The following is an 11,328-nucleotide window of genomic DNA, read 5'->3' on the forward strand; positions in this document are numbered from 1 at the left end:
AATACTGTTTTATAATTTTCTAACTTTTCTAACCTCTTTTTTTTCTCACCTGAAATTTTCAAAATCATCAAAATCACATTAAAAAAGCCTTTTCCAAACTTTGGCCATTGCTGTCATATATATGTGTGTGATCTCTACATCTGATATATTTTCTGTACTGTTATTGGAGATCTGTCATGCATACCGAAGAATTATTTCAACTGTTTTTTAAACTATTAGATCCTGACATGCATCCACCAAAACTTTATCAACGTGGAGATTTGGAAATATTTTGGCGTGAGCGTTTTTCAGAAGCATTAGGTTTTCAAGAACCAAATGGTGCAATGATGAGTTATGTAGAGTTGCCAAAAATATTTTTGAAGACTTATAGAGCTGTTCAGGAAAAAATGGAGTCCTCTAAATAATAGGACCGATAGTTATTTTGCACCGTATTTGCACCGTGCTTTTTATTATTTAATTAAACCACTGATAATAAGAATAAATTTTTAAATGTTGTCTAGTCCATCATAGGCGCAACGCTAATTCTGAAATCTTTAGTATTTTCAAGAGTGTCTGATTTAATCATTAAAAATCATCCATTTATGTTGATATTGATACTAAATTATTTGCAATCATTCACGCCTAATTCGCACCGTTTCGATTAGAATTTACGCCATTTTTACGCCATAATGGCGTAAATTTTTCTATGGCGTAAATTTTGTGGGTACTATAGCACAACGAAAACTCAAGGATGGAACAATCCGTTATCGTGCGGAGATCAGAATCAATAAAAAAGGATTTCCTGCATTTAAAGAAAGCCAGACATTTTCTACAAAGCGATTAGCTAGCCTGTGGATCGGTAAACGTGAAGCAGAGATAGATGAAAATCCCGAGATTCTCTTTGGACAGGAAAACTTGGTGGACTTAACCTTAGATGATGCGATTACCAAATATTTAGCAGAGGTTGGCGATCAATATGGGCGTACTAAAACATACTCGCTTAAATTAATTCAAAAGTTACCCATTGCCCAGAATAGGGTTACAGAATAAGTTCAACTCATATCTCTAGTCACGTGTCTTTACGGAAAAAAGGAATTAATAAACTGAATTTACAGCCAATAGCTACCAGCACATTACAGCATGAGTTATTGCATATTAGAGGAGTATTAAGCCATGCTTCAATCATGTGGAATTTGAAAATAGATTTACCAACATTTGATAAAACCACTGCCCAATTGAGAAAGACTCGTCAAATATCATCTAGTCAAAAAAGAGATAGGCTACCTACTTTTGATGAGCTTGAAAGACTTACAAAGTATTTTGTTAGAAAATGGAATCATTCATCTTACAGCTACCCTATGCACTTAATCATGTGGTTTGCAATTTTCTCTTGCAGACGGGAAGCAGAGATTACACGGATGCAACTGGATGACTATGATGAAACGAATAAATTATGGAAGATTCGGGATTTAAAAAATCCGAATGGCTCTAAAGGCAACCACAAAGAGTTTAGTGTCCATGCTGATTGTCAGCAAATAATTGATTTATTGCTTGATGGAGATGTCCGCAATCGGATGTTAAAACGAGGTTACGATGAAAACCTACTCGTGCCGTTAAGCCCAAAGACAATGGGGAGTGAATTTAGAAAGGCTTGCAAGTTGTTGGGGATAGATGACATACATTTTCATGATTTACGTCATGAGGGTTGTACACGTTTGGCCGAGAAAGGAATGACTATTCCACAAATCCAGCAAGTGAGCCTGCATGATTCGTGGAGTAGTCTGGAGCGGTATGTATCCGTAAAGGTCAGGAAAAATATTATGGATATTTAAGATCAAATAAATTGTACGTTTGTTGATTTATGACGGAAGTCCATTGACTCTTGATATTTTTTCTGGTAAGCGCAATATCTAGCAAAGTCTTGCAATGATTTCCTTGGCCGGAACCGCAAAGCGACGCGATTGGAGAGGGCGAAATGAAAGCGCACCTACAGGTGATTTTCACGCTCGATGAATTGGCAGCGTACTTGAAAGTCGGCAAGCGGACGCTTTATCGGCTCGCCGCGCTGTCCTTCGCCGCAGGCAAACGGATTGAGTGAGTCTTCAATTGATTTCTGGAGGTGTGACATGGACATTGATTTCAAGAAATTGGCTCCCTGGAACTGGTTCAAGAAGGAGCAGGAAGAACAACAGAGCACTGCCTCGCTCCCGGTGCAGCGCAATGACCTGCCGGTGGCGGGTGGGCCCGTCAGTCCTATCCTGCAATTGCATCGCGAGATCGACCGCCTGTTCGACGACGCGTTTCGAGGCTTCGGTTTCCCGACGCTGGCCATGCCACGCTGGCCGTCGGAGTGGCCGGGCCTGCTGAAGCCGGCGCTGGACATCCAGGAGACCGACAAGCAGTACAAGATCGCCCTGGAAGTGCCCGGCGTCGAGGAAAAAGACATCCAGATCACGCTCGACAATGACGTGCTGCTGGTGCGCGGTGAAAAGCGTCAGGAGCAGGAAAGCAAAGACGGTGGTTTCCACCGGGTGGAGCGCTCCTACGGCAGCTTTCAGCGCGCTCTGAACCTGCCGGCCGATGCCAACCAGGACACGATCAAGGCCGCTTTCAAGAACGGCGTGCTCACGATCACGATGGAAAAGCGCGAGGCCAGTACGCCCAAGCAGGGGCGCTCGATCCCGATCAACGGCTGACGCGGGGCAGCGCGTTTTTCTCAAAAACCACAAAGAGATGAGGCACCGTGATCGGCGGTGCCTCTTCAGATCAATCTTTACAGGAGCATCAGCATGGCCAGAAAACAATGCCAAGTCTGCGGCCAGCCCGCCACGGTGCGGGTGGAAGCCAATCTCAATGGTCGTCACAACACCATGCTGTTGTGTGACGACCATTACCGTCAACTGGTGCGCCAGCAAAAGCGCACCGTCTCGCCGCTGGAAGCCTTGTTCGGCTCGCGCAGCGGGCTGTTCGAAGATTTCCTCGGCAGCGACTTCTTCCGCATCGGTGACGATTCGCCGTCCATGGCGGCCGATACCGACGAGGTGGTCGATGCCTCGTTCGGCGAACCCGCCCCGACCAGTACGGGCACTGCGCGCCGTCGCGGCAGTGGGCTCGCCAGCCGTATCAGCGAACAGTCCGAGGCCCTATTGCAGGAGGCCGCCCGACACGCTGCAGAGTTCGGGCGCGCCGAAGTCGATACCGAACACCTGCTGCTGGCGCTATCCGACAGCGACGTGGTCAAGACCATCCTGGGGCAGTTCAAGATCAAGGTCGATGACCTCAAGCAACAGATCGAATCCGAAGCCAAGCGCGGCGAAAAGCCGTTCGAGGGCGAAATCGGCGTGTCGCCCCGCGTCAAGGATGCGCTCAGCCGTGCTTTCGTGGCCTCCAACGAACTCGGCCATTCCTATGTCGGTCCGGAGCACTTCCTGGTCGGTCTGGCCGAGGAAGGCGAAGGGCTGGCCGCCAACCTGCTGCGCCGCTACGGCCTGACGCCGCAGGCGCTGCGCCAACAGGTCAGCAAGGTGGTCGGCAAGGGCGCCGAGGATGGCCGCGCCGAGACGCCGACCAACACGCCGGAACTCGACAAGTACTCACGTGACCTGACCAAGATGGCGCGTGACGGCAAGCTCGACCCGGTGATCGGCCGTGCGCAGGAGATCGAGACCACCATCGAGGTGCTGGCTCGGCGCAAGAAGAACAACCCGGTGTTGATTGGTGAGCCGGGCGTGGGCAAGACCGCCATCGTCGAGGGGCTGGCGCAGCGCATGGTCGCCGGCGAAGTGCCCGAAACGCTGCGTGACAAGCGTCTGGTCGAACTCAACATCAACGCCATGGTGGCCGGCGCCAAGTACCGCGGCGAGTTCGAGGAGCGCGTGCAGAAGGTGCTCAAGGAAGTGACCGAGCACCAGGGCGAGATGATTCTCTTCATCGACGAGGTGCACACCATCGTCGGTGCCGGCCAGGGTGGCGGCGAAGGCGGGCTGGACGTGGCCAACGTGTTCAAGCCGATGATGGCGCGCGGCGAACTGAACCTGATCGGCGCCACCACGCTCAACGAGTATCAGAAGTACATCGAAAAGGATGCCGCGCTGGAGCGTCGCTTCCAGCCGGTGATGGTGCCCGAGCCGACGGTAGCGCAGACCATGATGATCCTGCGCGGCCTGCGCGACACCTTCGAGGCGCACCACAAGGTCAGCATCACCGAGGATGCGATCATCGCCGCCGCCGAGTTGTCCGACCGTTACATCACCGCGCGCTTTTTGCCCGACAAGGCCATCGACCTGCTCGACCAGGCAGCCGCACGCGTGAAGCTGTCGGCCACGGCGCGCCCAGTGGCCGTGCAAGAGCTGGAGGCCGAACTGCATCAGTTGCGGCGTGAGCAGGACTATGTGGCCTCGCGCAAGCAGTACGACAAGGCCGCCGAGCTGGGCAAGCGCATCGAGGCCAAGGAGGCCGAACTCAAGAAGCTCGTCGAGGAATGGGAACGCGAGCGCGCCTCGGGCAGCGCCGAAGTCAAGGCCGAGCATGTCGCACAGATCGTCTCGCGCCTGACCGGCATTCCGGTCAACGAGCTGACGGTGGAAGAACGCGAGAAGCTGCTGCATCTGGAGCAGCGGCTGCACGAGCGCCTGGTGGGTCAGGATGAAGCAGTGCGCGCGGTGGCCGATGCCGTGCGGCTGTCGCGGGCGGGCCTGCGCGAGGGCAGCAAGCCGGTGGCGACGTTCCTGTTCCTCGGGCCGACCGGCGTGGGCAAGACCGAGCTCGCCAAGGCGCTGGCCGAGTCCATCTATGGCGATGAAGGTGCGCTGCTGCGCATCGACATGTCCGAGTACGGGGAACGCCATACCGTGGCACGCCTGGTGGGCGCGCCTCCGGGTTATGTGGGCTATGACGAGGGTGGCCAGCTCACCGAGAAGGTGCGTCGCAAGCCTTACAGCGTGTTGCTGCTGGACGAGATCGAGAAGGCACACCCCGACGTCTACAACATCCTGCTGCAGGTGTTCGACGACGGGCGCCTCACCGACGGCAAAGGCCGGGTGGTGGATTTCACCAATACCATCATCATCGCCACCTCGAACTTGGGCTCGGACATCATCCAGCGTCGGCTGAAGGCCCGTAGCGCCGCCGGCGAGGAGTATGAGAAGACCAAGTCCGAGGTGATGGACGTGCTGCGCGGACACTTCCGCCCCGAGTTCATCAACCGCATCGACGAGATCATCGTCTTCCATGCGCTGGGCAAGGAGGAGATCCGCCATATCGTCGGCCTGCAGCTCGATCGTGTGGCCCGCAACGCCGCCAGCCAGGGCGTGACGCTGACCTTCGATCAGACCTTGATCGATCACTTCGCGGAGGAAGGCTACAAGCCCGAGTTCGGCGCGCGTGAGCTCAAGCGGCTGATCCGCAGCGAGCTGGAGACGGCACTGGCGCGCGAGATGCTGGGTGGCGGTATCGGCAAGGGCGATCACGCCAGCGCCCGCTGGGATGACAAGGCCGAACGGGTGGTCTTCGAGCGCCAGGAGCCACCCGCGAAGCCGGCCGAGCCTGAGAAGCCCGATGCCGCGAACGTGGCTGAGGCGCCGCCGAGCGACGCGAGCAAGCCTGCGCGCAAGAAGAAGTCAGCGGGCGGCGAATCTTGAGCGATGGGGGCTGTCGTGTCCGACCCCAACGGGCTGACATGGGCAGCCACCCTCGTGCCGCTGGCGGTCACTATCCCCACAGCGGGGCACGCGGTCATCTTCTTTGAGGTGATGAAGGGGCTGACTGCTCTGTCGGTCAGTCTCGCGATGTTCGCAGTCAGCCCCAATAGATTCGCCTATTTTCACTAACTCATACGAGGCATATCACCATGAATGAGCAAACATCGAATCCCAATGCGACGAACAAAGAAATAAACGAACAGGCCGCGGTAAGCAGCCTTCCTGTCAGTCCAGAGGCCAAGGCTGAAGTCGTCACGGAGGTACAGCCTGAGGTTCAGAAGGAAACGGACTCGCAGGCGGCAGACAAACGTAAACAAGTCCTCGATGAGGCCGTCTCGGCCTTGGCGCTGACCAAATCAGCGCTGGCCGCACTTGACGGCAAGGACGCTGCACGCGCATTGGCAACGCTGGCCGAAGTGACGGGAAAGCTGGAGCTGATCGTTGCGCGCGAACCCACGCTCGCCCTGGCCCCCGTTGATGTGCGCACCATCGTGCACGACTTGTTCGCCAACACGGAAACCATTGAGGCGATGACCGACGAGGCGCTGGATGCCCTCAAACATGGCGAGGTGCAACAGGCTCGCCACGTGCTGGCTTTGCTGGCCAGTGAAATCGTGATCGCGGTCACCAACATCCCTTTGGCGTCCTATCCCGCAGCCGTGAAGGCAGTCGTGCCGCTGATCGATCAGGGCAAGATCGAAGAAGCCAAAGCCGCGCTGCAGTCAGCGCTCAGCACGTTGGTCGAGGAGCGCAGCGTGCTTCCGCTGCCCATCCTGCGTGCGAAGCTGCTCCTGAAGCGCGCCGAGACCTTGGTAGAAGATGGTCAGCGGAGCGAAGCGTCCAATGAGCGCCTGGAGACATTATTGAACGAAGCGCGGCAGCAGTTGGAAATGGCAGAACTGCTGGGCTATGGAAAGAAGAAGGACTTTGAGCCCCTGTATACTGAACTCAAGAAAGTCAAGCAAAAGACGGCTGGGGGAGGCGGCGGAAAAGGCTGGCTCGATGAAATCAAGGCAAAGCTGTCCAAGTTGTTCTGAAACCGCTGGATAGGGCGTAAGAGGGGCGCGTCGCGCCCCTCTCTTGGCTCAGGAGTGTTTGCTTTTTCACCCCATTAGATCTTTAGGAGATATTGCATGAACACAGACACCATCGCTAATTCCAATGCGGATGACCCCACCAAAGCACTGTGTTCGCTGAGCCAAAATTGGTGGCTTTTTGTGCTGCGCGGTGTCTTGGCATTGATTTTTGCAGCCCTTGCGTTCTGGATGCCACAATCGGCTCTGTTGGCCATGACCTTAGTGTTCGGCGCATTTTCCTTGGTCAATGGCGCTTTCAACTTGGTTGCAGCGGTGCGCCATATCCAGAAAAAAGAGCGCTGGGGCTGGCTGCTGTTCAGCGGCATTGTCGGCATACTTACCGGCGTCGTCGTCCTGGTTGCTCCTTGGGTCGCCACGATGGTCATGGCTTCTTTTTTATGGGCTAGCGTGGGCTTCTGGGCGATTTTCACCGGTGTGCTGGAGATATCCGCCGCGGTTCGGCTGCGTCAAGAAATCAAGGGTGAAATCTGGCTTGCCTTCAGTGGACTGCTCTCGATTGTCCTTGGCGCTATCGTCTTGTGGATATTTTTTTCCCGTCCGGTCGAGTCATTCCTGGCCGCAGGCTGGCTGTTGGGCTTCTATGCGGCAGTCTATGGTGTCACGCTTTTGTTCTTGAGTTGGCGTCTTCGCAAAACGCGCCAGGGATAAGAGCGGGTCAAACTAAATTCTATGGATATGAGCATTTTCGGTTCGTGCCTCCATAGAAATGACATTAAAGGAGTCATACATGCAGATGCAATATAGCTATCGAGCTGTCGACAAAGAGTTTCATGAACCATGGCAGAGAGCTTTGGGAAATGCGGTCGAGCGCGACCTCAAGCCATTGCTCGACAAACACACTAAAGATTCAGTGCGACTTCGAATCGTCCTTGATCGCGACAAGACCAAGCGGCAATTTCTGGCCAGTGGCTATATGCACCTGCCCGGCAGAAAGATTGTCAGCGTTACTGCATCACATGACGAGCTGACGCCCCTCGCGCAGATGCTCGCACAGTCGTTGTTCCGTCAGGCCAAGAAGCATTTTGACCGGCTGCATGCTCAGGACCAAATCAAGCGCAAAGCACGACGCGAGCGCTTGCGCGAGCTCAAGGTGCGAATTGCCGCAAAACCCGCGTCAGCCGCCCATGAGGCCAAAGTGACCCGAATGCCTCTACTGTCGAAACTTGAGGCTGTCGCAAGGCGTGAGCTGGCTTATCTGCGTGCCGTCGGCGATTTACCGCGCGATTATCCGACGCTGCGCGACGTGGTGGATGAAGCGATTGTCCAAGCTGAGGTGGAATGGCAATCCGTGCCGGAAGAAAAAGCGGCTTACTTCGGTCTTCTGAAGCATCTGTTCGCCGTCCTGGATCACGAAGTGGCAAACAGCCGGCAATTTGGCGAATTCGTTTCTCTGGACGCGCTGGTCGAAGCGGATGCCCAGGACGTCGCCGAGGCCATGGTGGAAGAGGAAGTCTTCGAATTTTATCAGCCCGATGACACACTCAGGCTGGCCGATATCATCGCTGACAGTCAGCATCCCGATGCCGCAACGATCGCGGAAGAGCAGGAGCTAGTTGATCGGTCGAGCGAGTTCGCTTTCGCATTCGACCTGCTGAAGGACATGCCGCGTTTGTGGCGGCGCATTTTTCTGCTTGTCCGTGTGGACGGGCTGGATGCCAGCAGCGTCTCTGAAATCCTGCAGATTCCTAGTAAGGAAGATACTGTCCAAAGGTGGCTCATGCAGGCCGAAGCGTTCATCGCTGCTCATCTGGAAGAGGCCGGAGTAAGCAAAGACGGGAACGATTGGCTCCAAGGCGTTGATTGGTCGGCATTGTCTGTGACCCGAAGCGCGGCAGCCTCACTGTGGTCCAAGGAGGCGAACCATGAAGAATGATCTTCACCTTGTCTGTCCGCATTGCCAGTCCATCAACCGCGTACCGACTGCGAAGCTATCGGAACATCCCAACTGCGGCCGCTGCCAGCAGCCTTTGTTCACGGGCGAGCCCATCGAGTTGACCACGGCGACGTTCTCGCGCCACGTGGAGCGCAGCGACCTGCCACTGCTGGTCGATTTCTGGGCACCTTGGTGCGGGCCGTGCAAGATGATGGCCCCGCAGTTCGAGCAGGCAGCCTCCCTGCTTGAACCCAAGGTGAGGTTGGCCAAGGTCAATACCGAGGCCGAGCCTCACCTGGCCGCCCAGTTCGGTATTCGCAGCATTCCAACCCTGATTTTGTTCCGAGGGGGACATGAGGTTGCACGTCAGGCGGGCGCCATGGGCGCGCAGGACATTATGCGCTGGACGTCGACGCAAGTGGGACGCTGACCGATGCAGGGCTTGCTTGGTGCTACGTTAATCCTGCTGGCGGCTTGCAGCCTGGCGGCGATGGCGACGGCGGCGTTCAGAGTGCCCGCCTTGCTGTGGGGCACAGTCGCTATCCAGTGGCCGGCGCTGCTGTTGCTGGCCGTTTCGCCGCAGCTCGCGCTGCTGGGTTTGTCGCGGGTGCACGAATTCGACGACAGAGCGCATCCAACGCTTGCGGGAATTGGCTGATTCGATGGCACCGCAACCACTTCATTCCAGCCCATTTCTGCCGGACATCCCCTTGGCGCCACGCCCACCGCGTTGGCGCGCCAGCGGTGTCTGGCGCTGATTTCAACAAGGAGAATGGCATGACCTACCCCGACCTCAACAGCCGCCCGGCGCCGGACCGATTCATCCGGCGCTGGCTCGTCATCACTGGCTGCATCGCCGCACTCATGCTGCTGTGGCAGTTCTTGCCTGCCATCGAAGCCTGGTTCAGTCCGCGCGAAGCGGCCGAGCGCACGGTGACACCGCGTGGTGATCTGGCGGCAGACGAGCAGACCACCATCCAACTGTTCGAGAAATCGCGCGGGTCGGTGGTTTACATCACCACGGCGCAACTGGTGCGTGACGTCTGGTCGCGCAATGTCTTTTCCGTGCCGCGCGGCACCGGCTCCGGCTTCATCTGGGACGATGCCGGCCACGTGGTGACCAACTTCCACGTCATCCAGGGGGCATCGTCTGCCACGGTCAAACTGGCCGACGGTCGTGATTATCAGGCTGCGCTGGTGGGCGCCAGCCCCGAGCACGACATCGCCGTGCTCAAGATCGGCGTCGGCTTCAAGCGCCCGCCCGCTGTGCCGGTGGGCACCAGTGCCGACCTCAAGGTCGGGCAGAAAGTGTTCGCTATCGGCAATCCCTTCGGATTGGACTGGACGCTCACCACCGGCATCGTCTCGGCGCTCGACCGCACCCTCGACGGCGAAGGGGGCGGGCCTGCCATCGATCACCTGATCCAGACCGACGCCGCTATCAACCCCGGCAACTCCGGCGGCCCGCTGCTCGATTCGGCCGGGCGGCTGATCGGCATCAACACCGCCATCTACAGCCCTTCGGGCGCGTCCGCTGGCATCGGTTTCGCTGTGCCGGTGGATACCGTCATGCGCGTGGTGCCGCAACTCATAAAGACCGGCAAGTACATCCGTCCGGCGCTGGGCATCGAGGTGGATGAGCAGCTCAACGCGCGTCTGCAGGCGCTGACCGGTAGTAAGGGCGTATTCGTATTGCGCGTGACGCCGGGCTCGGTGGCGCACAGGGCCGGGCTCGTCGGCGTCGAGGTCACCGCAGGCGGCATCGTGCCCGGCGATCGCGTTATCAGCATCGACGGTATCGCCGTCGACGACGTCACCACATTACAGGCCCGGCTAGACGACAAGAACGTTGGAGATGTTGTGGTCTTGTTAGTGGAGCGGGCAGGCAAGACTCGCGAGATACTTGTGGAACTACAACCGGGAGTTTGATGGAAAGTTGGTCATGGATCTGCACAGCGAAGCAGCCAAGCGACTTCAGCCTTGTGCCGAACTACGAGCCCTAGCTAGTGCAGTGGGGGGAAGGCTGTTTAGGTTAAATGGATATAAGGGAGTCATTTTTGATTGTGTTTTTAAAAGAAGGTGTTGATTTTTTTGGGTAAGCATTTAGGGCGTCCAAGGGTTGGAGCAGTTGGCACGGATGAGAGAGCTCAATGCTCGCTAGGGATTGGATCTATGTGTTTTTTCTGACTGACTGCTTACGTGTTGGAACGGGCAACATCGGAAAAGGATGAATTTTTATTTTCACCATTTACCGTATATTTCGAGCCTGGGCGAAAATTAGGATGATACTTTAGCGCCCTTAATCATTCTCCCATGAAAGGCAAAACGATCCAGTCTTGGGTGAAAGTGATCACAACATACTGATATAAAGGTGATTTTTTATGAATGGGAGAGCGCGCGACGTTTCTCTCTGTTTTTAGGGTTAGGATGAAACTTTATTTGCATCCCACAACTGAACTAAAATTTCACTCTTTTCTACTTCGCAAATTTATAGAAAACATGAAATACCAAGTAATTTCATACATATATGATTGTATAAAAAATATTCTTTAATTAGGATTTGTTCTTCTGTAAGCTTATGAATAAATTTTTAAAGCGATTTTTCCATTCATCTGGTGTTGCGTATAAATATTTTATTGCAATCATTTTATTAATGAAACGGCTTTGTTGCACAAAGATT

Annotated in this window: 10 protein-coding genes and 2 pseudogenes; all 12 read left to right on the forward strand. The window is 55.3% G+C overall.

Annotated elements, in window-relative coordinates; translation table 11 throughout:
* Positions 1-176 precede the first annotated feature (176 nt).
* Positions 177-404, forward strand: a complete 228-nt coding sequence (locus B2W49_RS03380) for a hypothetical protein (protein WP_253173479.1) — start codon at positions 177-179, stop codon at positions 402-404.
* 295 nt (positions 405-699) lie between these two features.
* Positions 700-1,811 (forward strand): annotated as a pseudogene (locus B2W49_RS03385) (site-specific integrase).
* A 143-nt stretch (positions 1,812-1,954) separates the two neighbouring features.
* Positions 1,955-2,044 (forward strand): annotated as a pseudogene (locus B2W49_RS03390) (DNA-binding protein); the annotation flags it as partial.
* A 61-nt stretch (positions 2,045-2,105) separates the two neighbouring features.
* Complete coding sequence (locus B2W49_RS03395) at positions 2,106-2,675, forward strand: Hsp20/alpha crystallin family protein (protein WP_291334352.1); 570 nt, start codon at positions 2,106-2,108, stop codon at positions 2,673-2,675.
* Positions 2,676-2,768: 93 nt separating this feature from the next.
* A complete protein-coding gene (gene clpK / locus B2W49_RS03400; protein WP_291334353.1) occupies positions 2,769-5,618 on the forward strand; it encodes a heat shock survival AAA family ATPase ClpK in 2,850 nt (949 codons plus the stop codon).
* A 15-nt stretch (positions 5,619-5,633) separates the two neighbouring features.
* Complete coding sequence (locus tag B2W49_RS03405; RefSeq protein ID WP_291334390.1) at positions 5,634-5,807, forward strand: hypothetical protein; 174 nt, start codon at positions 5,634-5,636, stop codon at positions 5,805-5,807.
* A gap of 20 nt (positions 5,808-5,827) precedes the next feature.
* A complete protein-coding gene (yfdX2, locus tag B2W49_RS03410) occupies positions 5,828-6,715 on the forward strand; it encodes a heat resistance protein YfdX2 (RefSeq protein WP_291334354.1) in 888 nt (295 codons plus the stop codon).
* Between the two features lie 96 nt (positions 6,716-6,811).
* Positions 6,812-7,423, forward strand: a complete 612-nt coding sequence (hdeD-GI, locus tag B2W49_RS03415; RefSeq protein WP_291334355.1) for a heat resistance membrane protein HdeD-GI — start codon at positions 6,812-6,814, stop codon at positions 7,421-7,423.
* 79 nt (positions 7,424-7,502) lie between these two features.
* The gene (locus tag B2W49_RS03420) at positions 7,503-8,648 is read left to right on the forward strand and encodes a hypothetical protein (protein WP_291334356.1); all 1,146 of its coding nucleotides are present in this window, start codon (positions 7,503-7,505) and stop codon (positions 8,646-8,648) included.
* Positions 8,638-9,078 (forward strand): heat resistance system thioredoxin Trx-GI, encoded by a 441-nt coding sequence (gene trx-GI, locus B2W49_RS03425; protein ID WP_291334357.1) that lies wholly within the window; start codon positions 8,638-8,640, stop codon positions 9,076-9,078. Before B2W49_RS03420 ends, trx-GI begins: the two co-directional genes overlap by 11 nt.
* A 3-nt stretch (positions 9,079-9,081) precedes the next feature.
* Positions 9,082-9,306: a hypothetical protein gene (locus B2W49_RS12170; RefSeq protein WP_414630574.1), complete on the forward strand. Its 225-nt coding sequence runs from the start codon at positions 9,082-9,084 to the stop codon at positions 9,304-9,306.
* Between the two features lie 119 nt (positions 9,307-9,425).
* Positions 9,426-10,577 (forward strand): S1C family serine protease, encoded by a 1,152-nt coding sequence (locus tag B2W49_RS03435; protein ID WP_004963463.1) that lies wholly within the window; start codon positions 9,426-9,428, stop codon positions 10,575-10,577.
* The last annotated feature ends 751 nt before the right edge of the window (positions 10,578-11,328 follow it).

It is taken from the genome of Acinetobacter sp. UBA801 (assembly GCA_002296655.1).
Classification (GTDB): Bacteria; Pseudomonadota; Gammaproteobacteria; order Pseudomonadales; family Moraxellaceae; genus Acinetobacter.